Source organism: Pseudomonas sp. LF020 (assembly GCF_053456425.1).
Genome location: NZ_JBRFIX010000009.1, coordinates 53,677 through 76,149 on the forward strand (window position 1 = coordinate 53,677; position 22,473 = coordinate 76,149).

20 protein-coding genes are annotated in these 22,473 nt (G+C 62.6%); 16 read left to right on the forward strand and 4 right to left on the reverse strand.

All coding sequences use genetic code 11. From position 1 onward, the window contains the following. The first annotated feature begins 9 nt into the window (after positions 1–9). From nrdR to ACU680_RS20810, 12 genes are all read left to right on the forward strand, one after another. Positions 10–474: a transcriptional regulator NrdR gene (nrdR, locus tag ACU680_RS20755; RefSeq protein WP_003228656.1), complete on the forward strand. Its 465-nt coding sequence runs from the start codon at positions 10–12 to the stop codon at positions 472–474. Next, positions 471–1,604, forward strand: coding sequence for a bifunctional diaminohydroxyphosphoribosylaminopyrimidine deaminase/5-amino-6-(5-phosphoribosylamino)uracil reductase RibD (gene ribD, locus ACU680_RS20760; RefSeq protein ID WP_448180395.1), 1,134 nt, complete (start codon positions 471–473; stop codon positions 1,602–1,604). The genes nrdR and ribD overlap by 4 nt, the downstream gene beginning before the upstream one ends. 47 nt (positions 1,605–1,651) lie before the next feature. Beyond that, positions 1,652–2,317, forward strand: coding sequence for a riboflavin synthase (locus ACU680_RS20765; protein ID WP_007966105.1), 666 nt, complete (start codon positions 1,652–1,654; stop codon positions 2,315–2,317). 16 nt (positions 2,318–2,333) lie between these two features. Continuing rightward, positions 2,334–3,425 carry a bifunctional 3,4-dihydroxy-2-butanone-4-phosphate synthase/GTP cyclohydrolase II gene (gene ribBA / locus ACU680_RS20770; protein ID WP_007966103.1) on the forward strand — a complete coding sequence of 364 codons (1,092 nt, stop codon included), beginning with the start codon at positions 2,334–2,336 and terminating at the stop codon, positions 3,423–3,425. A 247-nt stretch (positions 3,426–3,672) separates the two neighbouring features. Beyond that, positions 3,673–4,149 (forward strand): 6,7-dimethyl-8-ribityllumazine synthase, encoded by a 477-nt coding sequence (gene ribH / locus ACU680_RS20775; protein WP_003228649.1) that lies wholly within the window; start codon positions 3,673–3,675, stop codon positions 4,147–4,149. Then, positions 4,146–4,646 carry a transcription antitermination factor NusB gene (gene nusB, locus ACU680_RS20780; RefSeq protein WP_123588845.1) on the forward strand — a complete coding sequence of 167 codons (501 nt, stop codon included), beginning with the start codon at positions 4,146–4,148 and terminating at the stop codon, positions 4,644–4,646. The genes ribH and nusB overlap by 4 nt, the downstream gene beginning before the upstream one ends. 18 nt (positions 4,647–4,664) lie before the next feature. Continuing rightward, positions 4,665–5,630, forward strand: a complete 966-nt coding sequence (gene thiL / locus ACU680_RS20785) for a thiamine-phosphate kinase (RefSeq protein WP_448180396.1) — start codon at positions 4,665–4,667, stop codon at positions 5,628–5,630. Further along, the gene (locus tag ACU680_RS20790) at positions 5,627–6,130 is read left to right on the forward strand and encodes a phosphatidylglycerophosphatase A family protein (RefSeq protein WP_007910933.1); all 504 of its coding nucleotides are present in this window, start codon (positions 5,627–5,629) and stop codon (positions 6,128–6,130) included. The genes thiL and ACU680_RS20790 overlap by 4 nt, the downstream gene beginning before the upstream one ends. A gap of 34 nt (positions 6,131–6,164) precedes the next feature. Continuing rightward, a complete protein-coding gene (locus tag ACU680_RS20795; RefSeq protein WP_448180397.1) occupies positions 6,165–6,902 on the forward strand; it encodes a substrate-binding periplasmic protein in 738 nt (245 codons plus the stop codon). A gap of 237 nt (positions 6,903–7,139) precedes the next feature. Next, the gene (gene ribA, locus ACU680_RS20800) at positions 7,140–7,757 is read left to right on the forward strand and encodes a GTP cyclohydrolase II (RefSeq protein ID WP_007968177.1); all 618 of its coding nucleotides are present in this window, start codon (positions 7,140–7,142) and stop codon (positions 7,755–7,757) included. Beyond that, the gene (locus ACU680_RS20805; RefSeq protein ID WP_007968175.1) at positions 7,754–8,173 is read left to right on the forward strand and encodes a hypothetical protein; all 420 of its coding nucleotides are present in this window, start codon (positions 7,754–7,756) and stop codon (positions 8,171–8,173) included. Before ribA ends, ACU680_RS20805 begins: the two co-directional genes overlap by 4 nt. Next, positions 8,173–8,973 carry a cobalamin-binding protein gene (locus ACU680_RS20810; protein WP_448180398.1) on the forward strand — a complete coding sequence of 267 codons (801 nt, stop codon included), beginning with the start codon at positions 8,173–8,175 and terminating at the stop codon, positions 8,971–8,973. Before ACU680_RS20805 ends, ACU680_RS20810 begins: the two co-directional genes overlap by 1 nt. Positions 8,974–9,087: 114 nt before the next feature. Here the strand turns inward: ACU680_RS20810 and ACU680_RS20815 are convergent, their stop codons facing one another. The 4 genes from ACU680_RS20815 to ACU680_RS20830 all read right to left on the reverse strand — a co-directional run bounded on the left by ACU680_RS20815 (position 9,088) and on the right by ACU680_RS20830 (position 14,230). Next, entirely contained in the window at positions 9,088–10,974 is a 1,887-nt protein-coding gene (locus tag ACU680_RS20815; protein WP_448180399.1) for a TonB-dependent receptor domain-containing protein, read from the reverse strand. Positions 10,975–11,113: 139 nt separating this feature from the next. Beyond that, on the reverse strand, positions 11,114–13,012 hold the full coding sequence (gene dxs / locus ACU680_RS20820; protein WP_448180400.1) for a 1-deoxy-D-xylulose-5-phosphate synthase: 1,899 nt from the start codon (positions 13,010–13,012) through the stop codon (positions 11,114–11,116). Between the two features lie 91 nt (positions 13,013–13,103). After that, the gene (gene ispA / locus ACU680_RS20825) at positions 13,104–13,991 is read right to left on the reverse strand and encodes a (2E,6E)-farnesyl diphosphate synthase (protein WP_007968168.1); all 888 of its coding nucleotides are present in this window, start codon (positions 13,989–13,991) and stop codon (positions 13,104–13,106) included. After that, a complete protein-coding gene (locus tag ACU680_RS20830; RefSeq protein ID WP_003228627.1) occupies positions 13,988–14,230 on the reverse strand; it encodes an exodeoxyribonuclease VII small subunit in 243 nt (80 codons plus the stop codon). The genes ispA and ACU680_RS20830 overlap by 4 nt, the downstream gene beginning before the upstream one ends. 493 nt (positions 14,231–14,723) lie before the next feature. On the opposite strand from ACU680_RS20830, the gene ACU680_RS20835 reads away from it, so the two are divergent. The 4 genes from ACU680_RS20835 to ACU680_RS20850 are packed head-to-tail and all read left to right on the forward strand — an operon-like array spanning position 14,724 to position 22,472. Beyond that, positions 14,724–15,515 carry a YfaP family protein gene (locus ACU680_RS20835; RefSeq protein ID WP_448180401.1) on the forward strand — a complete coding sequence of 264 codons (792 nt, stop codon included), beginning with the start codon at positions 14,724–14,726 and terminating at the stop codon, positions 15,513–15,515. A gap of 38 nt (positions 15,516–15,553) precedes the next feature. After that, positions 15,554–17,266, forward strand: coding sequence for a DUF2138 domain-containing protein (locus ACU680_RS20840; RefSeq protein WP_448180402.1), 1,713 nt, complete (start codon positions 15,554–15,556; stop codon positions 17,264–17,266). Beyond that, the gene (locus tag ACU680_RS20845; RefSeq protein WP_448180507.1) at positions 17,251–17,901 is read left to right on the forward strand and encodes a DUF1175 domain-containing protein; all 651 of its coding nucleotides are present in this window, start codon (positions 17,251–17,253) and stop codon (positions 17,899–17,901) included. Before ACU680_RS20840 ends, ACU680_RS20845 begins: the two co-directional genes overlap by 16 nt. After that, a complete protein-coding gene (locus ACU680_RS20850; RefSeq protein ID WP_448180403.1) occupies positions 17,898–22,472 on the forward strand; it encodes an alpha-2-macroglobulin family protein in 4,575 nt (1,524 codons plus the stop codon). Before ACU680_RS20845 ends, ACU680_RS20850 begins: the two co-directional genes overlap by 4 nt. Position 22,473 lies beyond the last annotated feature (1 nt).

Here is a 22,473-nt window from a genome sequence, read left to right on the forward strand (position 1 = left end):
CCAGCCACCATGCACTGTCCCTTCTGCGGTGCCAACGACACCAAGGTCATCGACTCGCGTCTGGTCGCCGAGGGCGAACAGGTGCGCCGCCGGCGTGAATGCCTGGCCTGCGGCGAACGTTTCACGACATTCGAGACGGCCGAACTGGTGTTGCCGCGCCTGATCAAAACCGACGGCAGCCGCCAACCGTTCGACGAAGAAAAACTCCGCGCCGGCATGCAGCGCGCCCTGGAGAAACGTCCGGTGAGCGTCGAGCGCCTCGAATCCTCTCTGGTTCACATCAAGCACAAGCTGCGCGCCACCGGCGAGCGCGAGGTCAAATCCCTCGTGGTCGGCGAACTGGTGATGGCCGAGCTGCAAAAGCTCGATGAAGTGGCCTACATCCGTTTCGCTTCGGTGTACCGGCGCTTCCAGGACCTCAACGAGTTCCGTGAAGAGATCGACCGCCTCGCCCGCGAACCGGTGAAAGAATGACCAGCACCGCCGAGCAGGCGATCCTCGACGCCCACTTCATGGCGCGCGCATTGGAACTGGCGCGCAAAGGCCACTACACCACCCATCCCAATCCACGGGTTGGCTGCGTGATCGTGCGTGACGGGCAGATTGTCGGCGAAGGCTTTCACGAGCGTGCCGGCGAGCCCCACGCCGAAGTCCACGCCTTGCGCGCAGCCGGTGAGCAGGCCCGGGGCGCCACCGCTTACGTGACCCTTGAGCCGTGCAGCCACCATGGGCGCACGCCGCCGTGCGCCGATGCGCTGGTGAATGCCGGGGTTGCTCGCGTTGTGGCAGCGATGCGCGACCCGAACCCGCAGGTCGCCGGGCGTGGCTTGCAGCGTCTGGCTGATGCCGGGATCGCCACCGAAAGCGGCGTGCTCGAAGCCGAGGCGCGCCAGCTCAATCAAGGTTTCCTGAAACGCATGGAGCACGGCTTGCCGTTCGTGCGGGTCAAACTGGCCATGAGCCTGGACGGGCGCACGGCGATGGAAAGTGGCGAGAGCCAGTGGATCACCGGCCCCGCCGCGCGTTCCGCCGTGCAGCGTTTGCGCGCGCAGGCGGCCGTGGTGCTGACCGGCGCCGACACCGTACTGGCCGACGGTGCGCGCCTGACCGTGCGCGCCGACGAACTGAGTCTGGATGCTGAACAAACCGCACGGGTGATGAGCCGTCCGCCGCTGCGGGTGCTGATCGACGGGCGCTTGCGAGTGCCGCTGGATGCGCCGTTCTTCAAGGCCGGCCCGGCGCTGGTCGCCACCTGCATGGCGGTCGAAGAGCAATACGCCAATGGCCCGGAGTGTCTGATCGTGCCGGGCGATGACGGTCAGGTCGATCTGCATCAACTCCTGATCGAACTGGCCAACCGTGGCGTCAACGAAGTGCTGGTCGAGGCCGGCCCGCGTCTGGCGGGCGCGTTCGCTCAGCTCGGTCTGGTCGACGAGTTCGTGATCTTCATTGCCGGCAAGTTCCTCGGCTCCACGGCGCGGCCGCTGCTGGACTGGCCGCTGGCCTATATGAAGGACGCTCCCGAGCTGAAAATCACTGAAATCCGCGCGGTTGGCGATGACTGGCGAGTCACTGCGACGCCAGTCGTATCGGCGAGCGTATAATTCCCGGCCATCGCCTTAGCGCTGGCTTCGTTCTCAAGGAGAACCCCATGTTTACCGGCATCATCGAATCCATCGGCAGTATCCGCGCACTGACCCCCAAGGGCGGTGATGTGCGGGTGCATGTCGAAACCGGCAAGCTCGACCTGAGCGACGTCAAACTCGGCGACAGCATCGCCGTCAACGGCGTGTGCCTGACGGCGGTTGAGCTGCCGGGCGACGGCTTTGCTGCCGACGTCAGCCGCGAAACCCTCGACTGCACCGCCATGAATGACCTGAAAAGCGGCAGCCCGGTCAATCTGGAAAAAGCCCTGACCCCGACCACCCGTCTCGGTGGGCATCTGGTCAGTGGTCACGTCGACGGTGTCGGCGAAATCGTCTCGCGCAGCGACAATGCCCGCGCCGTCGAATTTCGCATCCGCGCGCCGAAAGAGCTGGCCAAGTACATCGCCCACAAAGGCTCGATCACTGTCGACGGCACCAGCCTGACCGTGAACGCGGTGGATGGCGCCGAATTCATGCTTACGATCATTCCGCACACCTTGAGCGAAACCATCATGGCTTCCTACAAGCCGGGCCGCCGGGTGAACCTGGAAGTCGATTTGCTGGCGCGTTATCTGGAGCGTCTGCTCCTCGGCGACAAGGCCGCAGAGCCGAGCGCTGGCGGCACGATCACTGAAAGCTTTCTGGCCGCCAACGGCTACCTCAAATCCTGACTGAAGGGGGTGCCTTGTGGCGCTCAATAGCATCGAAGAACTGGTTGAAGACATACGCCAAGGCAAGATGGTCATCCTCATGGATGACGAAGACCGCGAGAACGAAGGCGACCTGATCATGGCCGCCGAATGCTGCAAGGCCGAGCACATCAACTTCATGGCCAAGCACGCCCGTGGCCTGATCTGCATGCCGATGAGCCGCGAGCGTTGCGAGCTGTTGAAACTGCCACTGATGGCGCCACGCAACGGTTCCGGTTTCGGCACCAAGTTCACCGTATCGATCGAAGCCGCCGAAGGCGTCACCACCGGTATCTCCGCCGCCGACCGTGCGCGCACCGTGCAAGCGGCTGCGGCAAAAGACGCCAAGGCTGAAGACATTGTCAGCCCGGGCCACATCTTCCCGCTGATGGCCCAGGCCGGCGGCACCCTGGCGCGCGCTGGTCATACTGAAGCGGCCTGCGACTTGGCGCGTATGGCCGGTTTCGAACCAAGCGGCGTGATCTGCGAAGTGATGAACGACGACGGCACCATGTCCCGTCGCGCCGAGCTGGAAGCGTTCGCCGCCGAACACAACATCAAGATCGGCACCATCGCCGACCTGATTCACTACCGGATGATCCACGAACGTACCGTTCAGCGGATTGCCGAACAGCCGCTGGACAGCGAACTGGGCCAATTCAACCTGGTGACCTATCGTGATTCGGTGGAAGGCGACGTGCACATGGCCCTGACGCTGGGCACCGTTTGCGCCGAAGAGCCGACCCTGGTTCGCGTGCACAACATGGACCCGCTGCGCGACCTGCTGATGGTCAAGCAACCGGGCCGCTGGAGCCTGCGCGCCGCGATGGCCGCGGTGGCCGAGGCCGGCAGCGGTGTGGTGCTGTTGCTCGGTCACCCGCTCGATGGCGACGTGTTGCTGGCGCACATCCGCGAAACCGCTGATCAGGCGGCGGTGAAAAAACCGACCACCTACAGCATCGTCGGTGCCGGTTCGCAGATCCTGCGTGACCTCGGCGTGCGCAAAATGCGCCTGATGTCTGCGCCAATGAAATTTAATGCGATATCCGGTTTCGATCTGGAAGTTGTAGAATACGTGCCCTCCGAATAAGACGCCGGGTTTTGGCCTCGTTGTTCGCTCAAGGCATATTTGATTTATTGTGGCGAGGGAGCTTGCTCCCGCTGGGCTGCGCAACGGCCCCTCTTGTGGGCGCTGCGCACCCAAGCGGGAGCAAGCTCCCTCGCCACAAAGATGTGCAAGTGAACACCGAGTGCGATTTCCGACGCTGTATTCGCGGTTCAAATATCACTGAGGGATGCGTACGAAACGCGTCCCGGCTCTTTAAGAGATCTGACGAATGACCCTGAAGACCATCGAAGGTACCTTCATCGCCCCTAAAGGCCGCTACGCTCTGGTAGTGGGCCGTTTCAACAGCTTCGTGGTTGAAAGCCTGGTCAGCGGTGCAGTTGATGCCCTGGTTCGCCACGGCGTGAGCGAAAGCGACATCACCATCATCCGCGCGCCTGGCGCCTTCGAAATCCCGCTGGTTGCGCAGAAAGTCGCCCAGAAAGGCGAGTTCGCAGCCATCATCGCCCTCGGCGCGGTCATTCGTGGCGGCACCCCGCACTTCGAATACGTGGCAGGCGAGTGCACCAAGGGCCTGGCCCAGGTCTCCATGGAATTCGGCGTACCGGTCGCGTTCGGCGTCCTGACCGTTGACTCCATCGAGCAAGCCATCGAACGTTCCGGTACCAAGGCCGGCAACAAAGGTGCTGAAGCTGCCCTGTCCGCTCTGGAAATGGTCAGCCTGCTGGCGCAGTTGGAGGCCAAGTGATTAGCGACGATAGCGATCGTTTCAACCCGCGCGATCCGAAACCTGCGGATGCCGGCAAGCCATCGAAAAGCGTCAAGCGCCGCGAAGCCCGTCAGCTCGCGACTCAGGCCCTGTATCAATGGCACATGGCCAAGGCGTCGCTGAACGAGATCGAAGCGCAGTTTCGCGTTGATAACGATTTCACCGATGTCGACGGTGCTTACTTCCGCGAGATCCTGCACGGGGTTCCGCAGTTCAAGACTGAAATCGACACCGCGCTCAAGCCTTGCCTGGACATCGAAATCGAAGAGCTGGACCCGGTTGAACTGGCGGTTCTGCGCCTGTCCACCTGGGAACTGCTCAAGCGTGTCGACGTGCCGTACCGCGTGGTGATCAACGAAGGTATCGAGCTGGCGAAAGTCTTCGGTTCGACCGACGGCCACAAGTTCGTCAACGGCGTACTCGACAAGCTGGCTCCGCGCCTGCGTGAAGCTGAAGTCAAGGCGTTCAAGCGCTGATCAGCGCTTGATATCGCAATGGGCGAGTTTGAGCTGATCCGCAATTTCTTCGCCGCCGCGCCTTGTGCGCAGGGCGGCGAGGGCGTTGCCCTGGGGATCGGCGATGACTGCGCCTTGCTGGCGGTTCCTCCCGGGGAACAGCTGGCGATTTCCACCGATACGCTGGTGGCCGGCGTGCATTTCGCCGATCCCTGCGATCCGTTTCTGCTCGGTCAGCGCTCGCTGGCCGTCGCGGTCAGCGACCTGGCCGCCATGGGCGCCACGCCCGTTGCCTTTACCCTTGCCCTGACTGTGCCGACGGTGACCGCCGATTGGCTGCAAGCCTATGCCCACGGTTTGAACCGCATGGCGCAGCGCTGCGGCGTCGCGCTGGTCGGCGGCGACACCACGCGCGGGCCTTTGAGCCTGACGGTCACGGTGTTCGGTCGAGTGCCGACCGGTCAGGCTCTGACCCGCAGTGGCGCGCAACCGGGCGATCTGCTCTGTGTCGGCGGCGAGCTGGGCAATGCCGCCGGTGCCTTGCCGCTGGTGCTTGGTCAGCGCGAGGCCGCGGCGGATATCGCTCAGCCGTTGCTCGATCATTACTGGTCGCCCCAGCCGCAACTGGCCCTCGGTCAGGCACTGCGTGGCAAGGCCACTGCGGCTCTCGACATCTCCGACGGCCTGCTCGCCGATTGCGGGCATATCGCCCTGGCCTCGCAGGTTCGCCTCGAAGTTGAACGTGAGCGTGTACCGTTGTCCGATGCTTTAGTGGCGTTTCTCGGCCAGCGCGGTGCCGAGCGGGCGGCGTTGAGCGGCGGCGATGACTATGTGCTGGCGTTCACGCTACCGTCCGTCGAGTTGCCGGCGCTGCTGGCCGATGGTTGGCCGATCCATGTGATCGGGCGTGTGGAGCAGGGCCAGGGTGTGGTGCTGCTGGATCGCGAAGGACACGACATCACCCCGCAAATCCGGGGTTATCAACATTTTCAGGAGACACCGTGACAGATCACCCGAAACAGGTTCCGGCCGAATTCGTTCCGCCGTCGGTCTGGCGCAATCCCTGGCATTTCCTCGCGTTCGGCTTCGGTTCCGGCACCTTGCCGAAAGCGCCGGGCACCTGGGGTTCGTTAGTTGCGCTACCCTTTATCCCGTTGTGGCAGATGTTGCCCGACTGGGGTTACTGGCTGATGCTCGGAATCACCATGCTGTTCGGCTTCTGGCTATGCGGCAAGGTCGCCGACGATCTGCGGGTGCACGACCACGAAGGCATCGTCTGGGACGAAATGGTCGGGATGTGGATCACCCTGTGGTTGGTGCCGGAAGGCTGGTACTGGTTGCTCGCGGGGTTTTTGGTGTTCCGCTTCTTCGACATTCTCAAGCCGTGGCCGATCCGCTGGATTGACCGGCATGTCCACGGTGGCGTCGGCATCATGCTCGACGATGTGCTGGCCGGTGTGTTTGCCTGGCTGGCGATGCAGGGGCTGGTGTGGATTTTCGCCTGACCCGGATCGTCAGGGTTAAGTGAGGAGACTAAGGATGGCTCGACGCTGGCTGGCGCTGGTGTTTCTGACCCTGCTGGGCACTGTCGCCAGTGCGCAGGAAGTTGCGTCGACGCCCGCGGTCATCCATCTGGCCAGCGAAGACTGGGAAGACTACACCGCCGCCGACGGCCATGGCCTGGGCTGGGACGTGCTGCGCAAGGTGTTCGAGCCGGCCGGGGTGAAACTCGACATCCGCACCGAGCCTTACACGCGCTCCGTGGGCCTGGCCGAGCGCGGCGAAGTCGATGCCTGCGTCGGTTCGTACAAAAACGAGGCCAGCGACCTGCTATACCCGCGCTGGAACTTCGACACCGACCACATCTATGCCCTGGGCCTGGCGAGCAACCCGTCACCGACCCCGGAAACCCTCGGCAGCTATCGTCTGGCCTGGGTGCGCGGTTACGACTATCAGGATTATTTGCCCAATGTGCGCAACTACAATGAGGTCGTGCGGCGTACCGGGATCCTGTCGATGCTCACTCATAACCGCGCCGACTATTACATCGATGCGCAAACCGAAATCGATTACGTGGTCGGCCGGGCCAAGGATCCGACACAGTTTCGCAAGACCCACATCGCCGAATTGCCGCTGTACCTGTGCTTCGCCAACACGCCGCAAGCGCGCACGCTGATGGCGCTGTTCGACCGGCGCATGGAGCAGTTGGTGAAGAGCGGCGAGCTGAAGCCGATTTTCGAGCAGTGGCAGCAACCGTATCCATTCGAGCCGAACTGACGCGCCCCCTGTAGGAGCTGCGGCACGCTGCGATCTTTTGATCTTGATCTTGAAAAAACGGATCAACAGATCGCAGCCTCGTTTCACTCGACAGCTCCTACAGGGGCCGCTGTTCTCCGAGGAGTCATCAAACTTTTTGATCGTTATGCCCGACAATTCAGCCTAAGCGTCTGCAGGAACCTGCTGTTACAATGCCGGCCTGCGAATCTTCAGACTTTTTAGATCAGGAGCACACCGGTGCCTGTCGTTTTTGTCGCCGCTTCCAAGCTGCCAACGCCTTTTGCGCAATTCACCATGCACGGTTTTCTCGATGAAGCCACCGGCCGCGAGCACGTTGTGCTGAGCCTCGGTGAAATTGACGACGGTGCGCCGGTCCTCGGCCGGTTGCACTCCGAGTGCCTGACCGGTGACGCCCTGTTCAGTCAGCGCTGCGACTGCGGCTCGCAACTGGAAGCGGCGCTCAAGGCCATCGCCCGTGAAGGCCGTGGCGTGCTGCTGTACCTGCGCCAGGAAGGTCGCGGCATCGGTCTGCTGAACAAGATCCGTGCCTACGAGTTGCAGGACGGCGGCGCCGACACCGTTGAAGCCAACGAACGTCTGGGCTTTGCCGCCGATCAGCGTGACTACGCCATGTGCCTGCCGATGCTCGAGCATCTGGGCGTGAAGTCGCTGCGTCTGATGACCAACAACCCGCGCAAGGTCAAAGCCCTGACCGACATGAACATCGTCGTCGCCGAGCGCGTGCCGCTGCACACCGGCCACAACCCGCACAACAAACTGTACCTGGCGACCAAGGCCAGCAAGCTCGACCACATGATGGGTAACGAGCATCAGGGCGAGGTCGACCGCGCGTGACCCGCGGTCAGGTGCGTCGCCGTCTGGCGGTCGACTGGTGGAAGTATCTGGCGTTGGCGCTGCTGCCGCTGTTCGTGCTCAACGCACTGTTCGGCCAATATGAAGCGTTTCTGCCGGTACTGACCATGCCGATGTTCATTGCCGGCGTGGCCTCGATGTTTGTCAGCCTGAAGTTTTTCGGTGGCTACAAACACGCCCTGATCGCCACCCAGAAAGCCCTCGATACGCCTGCCGAACCGGCGGCGTGGATCGCGCTGGCGGCCCGTCGTCGTGTCGCGTTCCTCGCAGCATCGCTTCCGGCGTGGATCGGTGCGCTGGCGGTGTTTGTCGGCCTCGAAGCCGTACCGCTGATGTTGCTGGCGCTGTCCACGGCCGTGCTGTTCTACCTCTACCGTATCCCGCGTCAACTCGGCTGATGCGCCGTCTGTGGCTGGCGGTTCTGCTGCTGGCCTGCGCCAGCCCGGTGCTGGCGAGTCTGCGAGTGGTCAGTCTCGCGCCTTCTCTGTCTGAAATCGTTGTTGAGCTTGATTCGGCCGATCTGCTGGTCGGTGTTCTCGATGCCGGCGAGCGCCCGGCGGCGCTCAAGGATGTCCCGTCAGTGGGCCGCTATGGTCAGTTGGACATGGAACGCCTGCTCAGCCTGAAGCCCGATTTGTTGCTGCTGTGGCCCGGCAGCGTCGGCCCGGCGCAACGCGATCAACTCAAACGCCTGAACATCCCGACATTCGTTGCTGAACCGCGCAGTCTCGAACAACTCTCTGCACAGATCGAAGCCATCGCCGCACGACTCGATCGGCCTGAGCGCGGGGTGAAACTGGCGGCGGATTTGCGCAAAAAACTCGATGACCTGCGCCAGCGCTATCGCCGGGATACGCCGCTGACAGTGTTCTATCAGGTCTGGGACAAGCCGTTGTACACCGTCGGTGGCGGGCAGATCATCAGCGATGCGCTCGAAGTCTGTGGCGCGCGCAATGTGTTTGCCGACCTGAGGTTGCCGGCGCCACAGGTGAGTATCGAGGCTGTGTTGCAGCGTGATCCGCAGGTGATTCTGGCCGGTGATCAGGCCCAGCTGGATGCGTGGAAAGCCTGGCCGCAGGTTGATGCGGTGAGGACAGGGCAGTTGCTGTTGGTCACGGATAAAGGCCTTGAGCGCCCGAGCGGCCAGATGATCGATGCCACCACCAAACTCTGCCAACTCATTCAGCCACACCGCTGACCCCTGTAGGAGCTGCCGAAGGCTGCGATCTTTTGATCTTGCTTTCGGCTGGCTTGGAGTCGCTGAGGATCAAGATCAAAAGATCGCAGCCTTCGGCAGCTCCTACAGTTGAAATCAGTGGATATCCGGGGTCCAGGTGACGCCAAACACCCACGCACGACCTTCCTCGCGATAGCCATACTGGCTGCCGTCATAGCTGTACAACGCACGGCTGTAACCCTTGTCCAGCAGGTTATCGACCTTCATATCCAGTTTGATCTCGCGGTTCAGCGCCCAGCTGCTGCGCAGTCCAAACGTGCCGTAGCCACCCAGCGGCTGGGTATTGTTCAGGTCGTCGTAACTGCTGCTGACCAACTGCCAGCTCGCGCCGACGCCCAGTCGATCAAACTGTCGATCCAGATCCCAACTGACTGTACGCCGCGCACGTCGGGCCAGGGTGTGCCCGGTCTCGCGATCACGCGGGTCGATAATTGCCACGCCAAGGTTGCTCTGCCAGCCGAACAGGTCCTGCTTCAGCGCCGCTTCAAAACCATTGATCCGTGCCGAAGCCACGTTCTCCGGGCGTGAGTTGCTGCCGAAGATGATCGCGTCTTGCAGATCAGTGCGGTAAATCGACGCTTCCAGGCGGCTGCTATCGCTCAACTGACTGCGCCATTGCAGCTCATAGCTTTTCGAGGTTTCCGGCTTCAGATCCGGGTTGCTGAAATCCGGGTAGTACAGGTCGTTGAAGGTTGGCGCGCGAAAGCCTTCGCTGTAGCTCAGCAGCAGGTCGTTGTCCGGGTTCAGCGGCAGAGTAAAGGTGCCGCTCCAGGTGCTCTGGCTGCCGAACTGCTGGTTGTCGTCATGACGCAGACCCAGTTCCGTGGAGAAACTGTCGGCCTGATAACGATGCTGGATGAACGCGGCGCGGTTCCAGCGGCTGTCCTCGTTGAACGCGGTGCTGCTGTTGACCCGGTCTTCGTACCAGTCGCCGCCGAGGATCAGGCTGTTGCGCGCATCCAGAGTCAGGTCGTTCTGCCAGTTCACCGAGTCGCGATAAGTGTTGAACACCGTGCGTTCGTCGCTGAGCTTGTCGAAGGTTTTTTCGCGGTTCTCGGTATGACCGAGTTCGACGCGGGTTTTCCAGGTTTCGTTGACCCGCGCATCCATGTAGCTGCTGATACTGCTGACGTTGAAGTCGCTGTAAGGCTGTTGCTGCACCGAATCGAAAGTGGTCGGGTCGAAACGGCCGAACGGGTTGTCGAACTCGCTTTTGCCGCGGTTATCCAGCAGGTTGGCGCCGACTTCGATGTCATCGGTCAGCGCATGGCTGAGGCTCAGACTGACGGATTTATTGCGATAGGCATCGTGATCGCTGTCGCTCGGGTACGACTCGTGGGTACGGTCGATACCGGCGGTGTCATCGAGGCTGGCGCCGAGGTTGAAGCGGGTTTTGTCATCGCCGCCGGAAAGGCCGAAGCTGCGTTCCCAGGTCTGGTTGCTGCCGAAACCGACATGCAGGCGTGGTTGCAGGCCTTGTTCGTTACCGCGCCGGGTGAAGATCTGAATCACCCCGCCAATCGCGTCGCTGCCGTAAATCACCGAGCGCGAACCGCGCAGCACTTCGACGCGTTCAATCTGGTCGATGTTCAGGTGCTGCAGGTTGCTGTCGCCGGAGGTCGAACTGCCGATGCGCTGGCCATCGACCAGCACCAGACTCTGCGCCGACTGCGTGCCGCGAATGTAGATCCCCGGCAGACTGCCGCGCCCGCCGGTCTGCGCCACCTGCACACCCGGCACCCTTTGCAGCAGATCGGTAACGCTGCCCGGTTGCAGGCGGTCGATGTCTTCGCGGGTGAATACAGTGTTGGCGGCGCTGCTGTCGTTGCGCGCTTCGACCTGACGGTTGGCGCTGATCAGCGTGTCGGGCAGTTTCAGGGCTTCGTCGCGTTCGAAGGTGTCGGCGAGGGCATTGGTGGCTGGCAGCAGGAGGAGGGGCAGGGCGAGGCGCGAGAGGTTCATGGCAATCCATGGTTTATGCAAAACCTTGTAGGAGCTGCCGAAGGCTGCGATCTTTTGATTTTGCTTTGAAAGGTTTTGAAGCCACCGAAGATCAGGATCAAAAGATCGCAGCCTTCGGCAGCTCCTACACGGGGCCGTGTTAGCGGTTAAGCAGTTCCAGACGCTCGCGAATCGAGGCTTCGATTCCCGCTTCATCCAGCCCGCACTCGGCCAGCATCTGCGCCGGTTTGGCGTGCTCGACGTAAATGTCCGGCAAGCCCAGGTGCAGCATCGACTTGAGGATATTCTCGCGCGCCAGGAATTCGCTGACCGCGCCGCCGGCGCCGCCCATGATCGCGTTCTCTTCGATGGTCACCAGCAACTCGTGGCTACCGGCGATCTCGCGTACCAGCGCTTCATCCAGCGGCTTGACGAAACGCATGTCGACCACGGTCGCATCCAGCTTCTCGGCGACTTTCAGCGCTTCGGTCAGTTGCACGCCGAACACCAGCAGGGCGACTTTGATGCCCTGACGACGGACGATGCCCTTGCCGATTTCGATCGGCTCGAGATCCTTGTCGATGGTCGCGTTCGGGCCGGTGCCGCGCGGGTAACGCACCGCCGCCGGGCCGTTGTACAGGTGGCCGGTGGTGAGCATCTTGCGCAGTTCGTTTTCATCGCTCGGGGTCATGATGACCATGCCCGGGATGCAGCGCAGGTACGACAGGTCGAAGCTGCCGGCGTGGGTCGGGCCGTCTTCGCCCACCAGACCGGCGCGGTCGATGGCAAACAGCACGTCGAGGTTCTGCACCGCGACGTCATGCACCAACTGGTCGTAGCCGCGTTGCAGGAACGTCGAGTAGATCGCCACCACCGGTTTGGCGCCTTCGCAGGCCATGCCGGCGGCGAACGTCACGGCGTGCTGTTCGGCAATCGCCACGTCAAAGTAGCGCAGCGGGAAGCGTTCGCTGAACGCCACCAGGTCCGAGCCTTCCTTCATCGCCGGGGTGATGCCCACCAAGCGCGGGTCAGCTGCCGCCATGTCGCACAACCATTCGCCGAACACCGCCGAGTATTTCGGCCCGCTGGCCTTTTTCGGCGCGGCGGCCGGGGCATCGACCGGTTCGAGTTTGGTGATGGCGTGGTAACCGATCGGGTCGACTTCCGCCGGGGCGAAGCCTTTGCCTTTCTTGGTGACGATGTGCAGGAACTGCGGGCCTTTCAGATCGCGCATGTTGCGCAGGGTGGCGATCAGGGTCGGCAGGTCGTGGCCGTCGATCGGACCGATGTAGTTCCAGCCCAGTTCTTCGAACAGGGTGCCGGGCACCAGCATGCCTTTGGCATATTCTTCGGTGCGACGGGCGATTTCCCAGGCGCCGGGCAGGCGCGACAGGACTTTCTTGCTGCCCTCACGCATGCTCGCGTAAGTGCGGCTGGAAAGAATCTTCGCCAGATAATTGGACAGGCCGCCGACGTTGCGCGAGATCGACATGTCGTTGTCGTTGAGGATCACCAGCATGTTGGCGTTGACTTCCGGCGCGTGGTTCAGCGCCTCGAAGGCCATGCCGGCGGTCAGCGCGCCATCACCGATCACCGCAATCGCCTTGCGATCGCTGTCTTGCAGGCGGGCGGCAATTGCCATGCCCAGCGCGGCGCTGATCGAGGTGCTGGAGTGGCCGACGCCAAAGGTGTCGTACTCGCTCTCGGCGCGACGCGGGAAGGCAGCGATTCCGTCCTTCTGGCGCAGGGTTTCCATGCGCTGGCGACGACCGGTGAGGATCTTGTGCGGATACGCCTGATGACCGACGTCCCACACCAGCCGGTCATCCGGGGTGTCGAAGACGTAATGCAACGCGATGGTCAGCTCGATGACGCCCAGGCCGGCACCGAAATGCCCACCGGTCTGACCGACCGTGTAGAGCAATTCCAGGCGCAACTCATCGGCCAGGGTTTCCAGCTCGGCTTCGCCTAACCGGCGCAGGCCGTCCGGCGTGTTCGCGCGGTCGAGCAGGGGCGTGGTCGGGCGCTTGCGGGGAATCTCATGAAACGTCGTGGGCATCAGGCGAATCGTTATAGGTATAAAAGATGCGGCAGTTTACCTGATGCATCGCCCCCTGCCCACGCGTTGGTCTTTTTTGGCAGGTTGGCGTTCAGTTGCGCCGCTCGACGATATACCGGGCCAGATCGCGCAAAGGCTCGGCTGCCGCGTCAAACGGTCGCAGCGCGTGCAGCGCCTGATCGCGCAGTTCCAGAGCGTAGACCTTGGCCGCGTCCAGTCCCAGCAGGGCCGGGTAGGTCGGTTTGTCGCGAGCGATGTCGGCGCCCTGGCGTTTACCGAGGGTTTCGGTATCGCTTTCGACGTCGAGAATGTCGTCCTGCACCTGGAAGGCCAGACCGATGGCCTGTGCATAAGTCTGCAGGGCCTTGAGCTCATCCTGCTCGGCACGGCCGCTGGCCAGAGCGCCAAGCTTGACGCTGACTTCGATCAGCGCGCCGGTCTTGTGTCGGTGCATCTGCTCCAGTGCTTGCTGATCCAGCTTCAGGCCGACCGAGCCGAGGTCGATGGCCTGACCGCCGACCATGCCCGCCGGGCCTGCTGCGTGCGCCAGCGCCGTGACCTGTTGCAGACGGATGTCAGCGTCGAGGTTGCTCAGGCGCGGGTCGAGCAGGGCGCTGAACGCCAGGCTCTGCAAGCCGTCACCGGCGAGAATCGCGCAGGCTTCGTCGAATTTCTTGTGGGTGGTGGGCTGGCCGCGACGCAGATCGTCGTCGTCCATCGCCGGCAAATCGTCGTGCACCAGCGAATAAGCGTGGATCAGCTCCACCGCGCAGGCCGCGCCGTTGGCTTGCTCAGCCTTGCCGCCCAGCGCTTCGCACGCGGCATAAGCCAGCAGCGGACGCACGCGTTTGCCGCCGATCATCACGCTGTAGTGCATTGCCTCATACAGGCGCGACAGCTCCGGCAGCGGTGCCTTGAAGAGGATTTCCAGTGCCGCATTGACCCGCGCCTGGCTGGTCGCCGAATACGCTGCAATCATTCTGGCTGTTCCGCGTCGAAGGGTTCCTCGGCGAGTTCGCCATCGCGCTCCAGCAGCACTTGCACCTTCTGCTCGGCCTGGGCCAGCGCTGCCTGGCAGTCACGGGTCAGACCGATGCCCTGCTCGAAAGCGGTCAGCGAGTCTTCCAGCGACAATTCACCGTTCTCCAGACGCTCGACCAGTGTTTGCAGGTCGGCGAGGGACTGTTCGAAATCCAGTGCAGCTTTTTTGCGGGCCATGGCGGCGATTTCCGGTTGACGTTAAACCGGCGCGACACTAGCAGATAGGGGGTTTATGGGCAAATGAGCCTCCCCGGACGACCTCATTTTACTGTGGCGAGGGAGCTTGCTCCCGCTGGGTTGCGCAGCGACCCCAGAACCCGCCACCGCAGTTATTCAGGCAAATTGCATGGACCGGTTTGGGCCTGCTGCGCAGTCCAGCGGGAGCAAGCTCCCTCGCCACAGGATTTGTGGTGATTCATACAGGTTGGAGCTTATTCGGCTCATTTTGTGAGCCGAATAACGCTTCTATTCGGCTCACGCCCAACACCCCTGCGTGATTCTCGCCGCAAATCCAGATGTATCCGATTGTTAAAAAACTGCCGAATCGCTAATCTTCGCGCCTTCTACGACCCCATAGTCACGGGGCTTTCAGACGAAACGCAGTTTCCACCGCTGTGAAGTACCGAGGATCGGGTGCAAGGTTTCGTTCAGGCATGGCAGGAGGCATTACATGCGTTCATTTCTTTGGCTGCTGATCGGCTTGGCCTGCGCGCCTGCGCTGTGGGCGGCCCCGACTGCCGAGCTGTCGGAACCGTCCGGCGGCTGGCGCTATAACGGTCTGCTTGATCGCAGTGAAAACCCGCAAGTTGCTTATCCGACGCCGCCGATCGACCGCGGCATCCAGCGCAATCGCACGATGATCCAGGGCCAGCTCAAGGCCATCGGCAATCAGCGCGGGCCGCATACGCTGGCGGTCAACGGCAATCCATTGAATCTGTACACCGACGATGACGGGCGGTTCGCCCGGCCCTATGCGTTCGGCGCCGGCTCCAACAGTGTCGAAGTGCGCAGCGCCGAGGGCCAGTCGCTCAAGCGTGTGCAGTTCTATGAAGCGAATAACCTGCGCACCCCGGCGAAGATCCGCGTGGTGCTCGGCTGGGACGATCCCAAAGCCGAACTCGATCTGCACATCATTACGCCCGACGGCCAGCATGCGTTCTTCGCCCACACGGCGTTGACCAACGGCGGCGGTCTGGACCCGGACGGTGTCGACGGCCCCGGCCCGGAAATGTTCACCATGACCGCGCCGCTGCATGGCACTTATCTGGTTTACGTCAACTATTGGGGCAACTTCGGCGACGGCGGCTATAACTTCGAGGAGGCCAGCAATCAGAACGAGGTCATCACCTCGCAAATCACGCTGGTGCTCAACGAAAACACGATCGACGAAAAACGCGAAACATTCATCGTGCCCCTGCGGGCGATCGGTGATCTGCTGCTGGTCAAGACTTTCAACTATTAAGCATCCCGCTCCACGGATGAACTTCGGGTTTTGTGAACATGAGTGATAACGCTGCTTCTCCGGCCGTCCCGACACCTGCCGGCCAACCTTCCCGGCGCTGGCCAGCGCTGCTGATCGGCCTGGTCCTGGTGGCCGGGGTGGCCGGTGGTCTCGGCTGGCTGCTGCACAAGCCCAAGGTGCCGGCGGCGGCACTGGCCAGCGACAAGCTCGGCCTGAGCAGGCCGGACGCGCTGCTGGAAACCCGCTCCCTGAGCCAGTTGCCCAAGGACCTGCTGACGGTGCCGTTTCTCAAGGCCACGCTCACCGAAGATTTCGTCTTCTATTACGAAACCCACGCCGACCGCCTGGGGCTGATCGGCAGCCTGCGGCGGATCATCTATGAACACGACCTGAAGCTGCAGGACAGCCTGATCGAACAGCTTTTCGATCAACCGGCCGACGTCGCGCTGTGGCGTGGCGCCGATGGCCGGCTCAAGGATTTCCTGCTGGTGATGGATCGCGGCGGGCTGGCGAAGCTGCTCGAACCGCTGGCGAAAGTGGCGCTGGACGATTCGCAGCTCAGCGTGTTCGGCAGCCTCAAGGTCGGCGGTGACGAAGTGCCGCTGTACCAGCTCAGCTACAACGCCAGCAAATCGCTGCTGTTCGCGTCGCGCGGCGACAAGCTGGTGGTGCTGTCCAACCCGAACAAGTATTACGACCCGGCCAACGGTGAATCGGAAGAGTCCGGACACGTCTCGCCGCAGGCGCTGGCCGCGCTGCTCAACGGCGACAAACTGTTCCCCGAGGCTTTCGGTCTGCCCGCGAAGGCGCCGGAAATCAAACAGCGTCTGTCGGTCAATTCCAGCGTCCTTGCGATGGGCTATCAGCGCTTCATCCCGAACTTCGCCGGGCTGCGTTTCGACATGGACGACAAGGGCTGGCACAGCTACCTCGCCATGGACGAACTGGATAACCAGCCGGACTTCGATTTCAAACCGGTGTGGCAAGCCATGCCGCTGGGCGCCAGTGCCTGCGTGACCTTGCCAGTGGCGGCCGAACCGCAAAAGCCATTGTTGGTGAAACTTGGCGCGGATGAGGCGGTGGCGCAGAAACTCACCGAGCACGTGGCCGGTGCGGCAGGCCTGTGCTGGTACGCCGATTCGCGGCTGTACACGCCATTGCTGGTCGCCAGCCTGAAGGACGAGGACAGCAGCAAGCTCGACGGCGATTTGGGCACCTTGTTCGGGTCGATGGTTGGCGCTTACGAGTCGAATGTCGACGAACATGCGTTCCCAGTGGTCGAGAAACAGGAAGGCCAGAGCCATGTCTGGCAGCGTCAGGTCAGCTCCAATTTCGGCCCGTACGCCGCCAAGACTGCCGAGAACCCGGACGCTATCAGCGGTAAGGCGTTCATGAAAGTCAGCCTCGCCCGCCACGGTTCGACGCTGCTGTTTTCCCTCGACGACAAACTGGTCGACAAGGCCCTCGGTACTCTCGACAAACGCTTCCCGCCGATGGCCGACGTGCTGCCCAAAGACGTGTTGATGCCGATCTACTTCGGCCCGGATTCGATGGCGCAGCTGATGCAGCAGGAAACCCTCGACAGCCTGCCGCAGGACATGGAGCCGGTGTTCTACAACGCCGCGCAAACCTACCTGATCCCGAAACTGCGCACCCTCGGCGGCTACGGCAAATACGCGCTGACCCTGCCGGAAGGCAGCGAGCCTGACGGCCACTGGCAATGGCTGCCGCTGGAATGGAAAGCGCTGTGACGGCATTGATCCGCAGCCTCGGCCTGCTCGCGCTGCTGCTCAGCGCTGGTGCCCGAGCGGTTGAAGCACCGGCGCTGGATCCGGCGCAGTCCCAGGTGTTCCGCGCCTGGTTCGTGCGCATCGCTCAGGAGCAACTGAGCCAGGGCCCGAGCCCGCGCTGGTATCAGCAGGACTGCGCAGGCCTTGTGCGTTTTGCCGCCAACGAAGCGCTGAAAGTCCACGACGACAAATGGCTGCGCAGCAATGGCCTGTCCAATCGCTACCTGCCGCCGGAGCTGACGCTCAGCGATGAGCAGCGCAAGCTCGCCCGGCAATGGCAGCAGGGCGGCGGCAAGGTCGGGCCGTACGTCAACGCGATCAAACTGATTCAGTTCAACAGCCATCTGGTCAGCCGCGACGTGTCCCAGGCACGCCCCGGCGACCTGATGTTTTTCGATCAGGGCGACGACCAGCACCTGATGATCTGGATGGGCCGCTACATCGCCTATCACACCGGCACGACCACCCCCACTGACAACGGCATGCGTTCGGCAAGCCTGCAGCAACTCATGACATGGAAGGACACCCGATGGATACCCGACGCAGCCAACCCCAACTTCATCGGCGTCTATCGACTGAACTTTCTCTCCCAATGACCGGTGCCCGCATGCTGCGACTCTGCGCTCGAATTCCTCTGCTGCTGGCGCTGTTGCTGCCACTGGCGACCGTCAACGCTGAAGATTCGGTGGAGCCGAGCGGCTACACGCCGGTCGCCGGTGAAAGCTTTTTTCTGCTGGCCGACAGCAGTTTCGCCGCCGACGAGCAGGCGATGGTCCGTCTCGAAGCGCCGGGCCGCGACTACCGCCGTTTCCGCATGGAGCCGTACGGCGGCGCCGACATCCGCGTGTACCGCATCGACAAACCGCTGGATTTCCTCAAGCGTCAGAAGAACCTGCACCGCGTGGTCAGCGACGGTCAGTTCAAGGGCGAAGGCCTGTCCAACACCCTCGCGTACCTGTGGGACAACTGGTACCGCAAATCGCGGCGGGTGATGCAGCGCGCGTTCTCCTACGAGTCGCGCAAGCAGGTCACCGAGGAAGTGCCGGAACTGAAGATGGGCAACGCCATCGCCGCGCCGACGCCGTACGACGCGCAGCCGCAATTCGCGCTGATTCCGGGCCTGCCGGTGGTCAGCCAGTTCCGTTATCCGCTGTGGCAGGCCAAACCGATTCAGCCACCGGCCGGGGTCAATCTGGCCGGGTCTTCCAGCGAGTTCGTCAGTGTCGCACCGGGTAACGTGTACATCCCCTTGGGCAACCTGAAACCGGGCCTGTACCTGGTCGAAGCGCTGATCGGCAAGTACCGCGCGACCACCATGGTCTTCGTCTCCAACACCGTGGCGGTGAGCAAGATTGCCGGCGATGAACTGCTGGTCTGGGCCGCGCGCAAACACGAAGGCAGTTCGGTGCCGAAGGTCAACGTGTTGTGGACTGACGGCCTCGGCGTAATGAGCAGCGGTGCCACCGATGCCGATGGTTTGCTGCGTCTGAAACACGTCAGCCCCGAGCGCTCGTTCGTGATCGGCGAGGACGAAGAGGGCGGGGTGTTCGTCTCGGAAAACTTCTATTACGACAGCGAAATCTACGACACCAAACTCTACGCATTCACCGACCGGCCGCTGTATCGCCCGGGGGATTGGGTGTCGCTGAAAATCGTCGGTCGCGAGTTCAAGAATGCGCGGGATTCGGTATTGCCGGGCGCTGCTGACGTCAACGTCAGCGTGCTTGATGCCACCGGCACCGAGTTGCAACGCCTCGACCTGAAACTCGATTCCAAGGCTGGCACTCAGGGCCGTTTCCAGTTGCCGGACAACGCCGTGGCCGGTGGTTACGAGATCCGTTTCAACTACAAGGATCAGGCCTACAGCAGCGCCTTCCGCGTCGCTGAGTACATCAAGCCGCACTTCGAGATTTCGCTGAACCTCGCCAAGCAGGATTACCGCACCGGTGAGCCGGTGAAGGGCAGTCTGGTGCTGCTGTACCCGGACGGCAAACCGGTGGCCAACGCCAAACTGAGCCTGAGCCTGCGCGCCCAGCAACTGTCGATGGTCGACAACGAGCTGCAATACCTCGGGCAATTCCCGGTGGAGTTGACCAGCACCGAACTGACCACCGACAGCAAGGGCAACGCGACCCTCGACCTGCCGGCCGCCGACAAACCGAGCCGCTACATGCTCACCGTGTTTGCCAGCGACGGCGCGGCGTATCGGGTCAAGACCACCAAGGAAATCCTCATCGACCGTGGCGCCGCGAGCTTCCGCCTGAGCGCGCCGCAACGTTTCAGCGCGGTCAACGATAAGGTCGCGTTCAGCTACGCCAACGAGGGCGGCAGCGAGCAGAGCAAAGCCGTGACCCCGAGCAGCTACGGCTGGGTGCGGCTGGAGGACCAGAGCACCGGTGAAGGCAAACTTGCTGCGACGGACAAGGGCTTCAGTATCGCCTTCGAACGTCCGGGTACTTACAACCTGACGCTGAAAGATCAGCACGGTCGCGTCCTCGGCGCCACCGGCCATTCGGTCACCGGCGACGGCGTCAAAGCGGTGCCGGGCACCGTGGAAATTGTCCTAGACAAGCCTGAGTACAAGGCTGGCGATGAAGCACTGGCGCTGATCACCTTCCCGGAGCCGGTCAGCGATGCCCTGCTGTCGCTGGAGCGTGACAAGGTCGAAGCCACCGCGCTGCTGGCCAAGGGCGGCGACTGGCTGAAACTGGAAAAACTCAGCGACACCCAATACCGTGCGCGCATCCCGGTGAAGGACAACTTCGCGCCGAACTTGACCTTCTCGGTGCTGTACACCAAGGGCGGGCAGTACAGCTTCCAGAACGCCGGGATCAAAGTGATCGCGCCGCAAATCGACGTGGCGATCAGCACCGACAAAGCGCTGTATCAGCCAGGCGAAACGGTCACCGTTGACCTGACCACGCAGTTCGCCGGCAAAGCGGTACCGGCGCACCTGACCGTCAGCGTCGTCGATGAAATGGTCTACGCGTTGCAACCGGAAGTCGCGCCGAGCATCGACCAGTTCTTCTACCATCCACGGCGCAATAACGTGCGCACCAGCGCCAGCCTGTCATTCATCAGTTATGACGTGGCGTTGCCGGGCAGCCCCGGCGCGCCGGGCAAGGCCAACCGCAGTGAACGCGGGGTAAAAGTGCTGGAGCGCCCACGTCGTGAAGACGTCGACACCGCCGCGTGGCAGCCAGAGTTGTTGACCGGTGCTGACGGCAAAACCCGCTTCACCTTCAAAATGCCGGACTCGCTGACCCGCTGGCGCATCACTGCGCGGGCGATTGCCGACGACGGTCAGGTCGGGCAGAAGAAACAGTTCGTCCGTTCGGAAAAACCGCTGTATCTGAAGTGGAGCGGGCCGAGCAAATTCCGCAAGGACGATCAGCCGCAACTCGGTGTATTCGCTTTCAGTCAGGCTGAAAAACCGGTCAAGGCTGAACTCGTCACCCATTACGCGGGCGCCGAACAACGCCTGCCGGTAACCCTGAACAACGGCATCAACTACGTGCCGCTGCCAGCGTTCGCCCTGGCCTCGGGTGAGTGGACTGCCGAGCTGGTGCAGGACGGCAAAACCGCTGATGCCCTTGCCGTGCGTCTGAGCGCCACCGGTGAAGGTTGGCAAGTGACGCAAACCCAGAGCCTCGACGTGGCCAGCGGCGACACACCGTTGAGTTTGCCGGCAGATGCCACCGACATTCGTCTGCGTCTGGATGACAGTCCGCAAGCGCTGTTCCGTTCCGCGCTCGATGATCTGCTGAGCTACCCGTACGGCGGCGTCGAGCAGACTGCCAGCCGTTTGCTGCCGCTGAGCATTGCTTATCCGTCGCTGGCGTCGAACCCGCAGATCCGCGATCGCCTGCGTCTGATCATGCAGAACAGCCGCCTGCGTCTGGTGCAGATGGCCGGGCCGTCGGCGAGCTTCACCTGGTGGGGCTTCGACGGCGAGCCGGATGCATTCCTGACTGCTTACGCCTACTACGCCGACTGGAACGCCAGTCAGGTGCTGGAGCTGACCTTGCCGCCGGAGCATTGGCAGCGAGTGCTGGAGGTCTACGCCAAGCAAGCGCCGAACACGCCGCTGCTGCAGCGGGCGCTGATCCTGTCGTTCGCCAAGCAGATGCATCTGCCGGTGAACACCTTGCTCAGCGGTTTGATGGACGATCTGGCCAAGGCGGGTGAGGGCAATGCCGAAACCCTGATGGACGACGGCGAAGACAGTCTGGTGATGAGCGATCCGGATTCGGCGCTCGGTTTGGCGGCGGCGCGGGTGTTGACCGCGGCGCTGGCCATGCAGTCGAAAGTCGCGTTGCCGGACGCATTCAATCGTCAGGTTGGCGCCGCGCAACAGCGTCTGGCCGTCAGCTCGCAGCCGTTCGCCGAAGCGCTGAACCTTTCGCTGCAAGCGTTCGATCAGACCCGCGCGACGGCGTTGCTGCAACGTCTGTTGCCGCAGCAATCGACTCTCGAACGTGCGCTGGCGCTGAGCTGGTTGCAACGCAGCATCGCTCAGGCCTCGCCGACCATCGCGCTGATGCCGGGTGAAGGCTGGAAGAAAAACTACGGCGCGACCGGTGAAATGTTCTGGACCTGGCAGGGTGCGACACCGGTGCCGAGCGTGTTGTCGGTGTCCGGCATTCAGGAGCGTCCGCTGCGGGCGGCGTTGAGCTTCCAGACCCAGCAACCAGCGGTCGATCCAATGGCCGTGACCATCACCCGGCGCCTGTCGCGACTGGTGCCGGGCGACGAAGCGTTCACTTTCAAACTGGAGCCGGTCGGCAGCAAACCGCTGTCCAGCGACAGCCTGTACCTGGACGAAGTGATTCTCACCAGCAAGGCACCGAAACCGCTGCGCTACGGCATGCTCGAAGTGCCGTTGCCACCGGGCGCCGATGTCGAGCGCACCACTTGGGGCATCAAGTTGCAGGGCAAGGATGGCACCGAACCGACCGTGCTGGAGAAAGCACGCTTCGAGCCGGGGCAACTGGCTTACGCGGTGCCGGTGGATACGCTGAGCGGCGAATTGCGTCTGCGCCATCTGGTGCGCTTCTCGCAGAAGGGCCAGTTCAACCTGCCGCCGGTGCGTTTCACTCAGGTCTATGCACCGCAGCATCAGGCCCAGGAAGCGAAAGCCGCCCTCGGTCAGGTCACGGTCAACTGAC

What these genes read in the sequence shown, in the direction of transcription:
- nrdR (WP_003228656.1), top strand. Translation starts at nt 10, where the DNA reads ATGCACTGTCCCTTCTGCGGTGCCAACGACACCAAGGTCATCGACTCG.
- ribD (WP_448180395.1), top strand. Translation starts at nt 471, where the DNA reads ATGACCAGCACCGCCGAGCAGGCGATCCTCGACGCCCACTTCATGGCG.
- ACU680_RS20765 (WP_007966105.1), top strand. Translation starts at nt 1,652, where the DNA reads ATGTTTACCGGCATCATCGAATCCATCGGCAGTATCCGCGCACTGACC.
- ribH (WP_003228649.1), top strand. Translation starts at nt 3,673, where the DNA reads ATGACCCTGAAGACCATCGAAGGTACCTTCATCGCCCCTAAAGGCCGC.
- thiL (WP_448180396.1), top strand. Translation starts at nt 4,665, where the DNA reads ATGGGCGAGTTTGAGCTGATCCGCAATTTCTTCGCCGCCGCGCCTTGT.
- ACU680_RS20795 (WP_448180397.1), top strand. Translation starts at nt 6,165, where the DNA reads ATGGCTCGACGCTGGCTGGCGCTGGTGTTTCTGACCCTGCTGGGCACT.
- ACU680_RS20810 (WP_448180398.1), top strand. Translation starts at nt 8,173, where the DNA reads ATGCGCCGTCTGTGGCTGGCGGTTCTGCTGCTGGCCTGCGCCAGCCCG.
- ACU680_RS20815 (WP_448180399.1), bottom strand. Translation starts at nt 10,974, where the DNA reads ATGAACCTCTCGCGCCTCGCCCTGCCCCTCCTCCTGCTGCCAGCCACC.
- dxs (WP_448180400.1), bottom strand. Translation starts at nt 13,012, where the DNA reads ATGCCCACGACGTTTCATGAGATTCCCCGCAAGCGCCCGACCACGCCC.
- ispA (WP_007968168.1), bottom strand. Translation starts at nt 13,991, where the DNA reads ATGATTGCAGCGTATTCGGCGACCAGCCAGGCGCGGGTCAATGCGGCA.
- ACU680_RS20830 (WP_003228627.1), bottom strand. Translation starts at nt 14,230, where the DNA reads ATGGCCCGCAAAAAAGCTGCACTGGATTTCGAACAGTCCCTCGCCGAC.
- ACU680_RS20835 (WP_448180401.1), top strand. Translation starts at nt 14,724, where the DNA reads ATGCGTTCATTTCTTTGGCTGCTGATCGGCTTGGCCTGCGCGCCTGCG.
- ACU680_RS20840 (WP_448180402.1), top strand. Translation starts at nt 15,554, where the DNA reads ATGAGTGATAACGCTGCTTCTCCGGCCGTCCCGACACCTGCCGGCCAA.
- ACU680_RS20845 (WP_448180507.1), top strand. Translation starts at nt 17,251, where the DNA reads ATGGAAAGCGCTGTGACGGCATTGATCCGCAGCCTCGGCCTGCTCGCG.
- ACU680_RS20850 (WP_448180403.1), top strand. Translation starts at nt 17,898, where the DNA reads ATGACCGGTGCCCGCATGCTGCGACTCTGCGCTCGAATTCCTCTGCTG.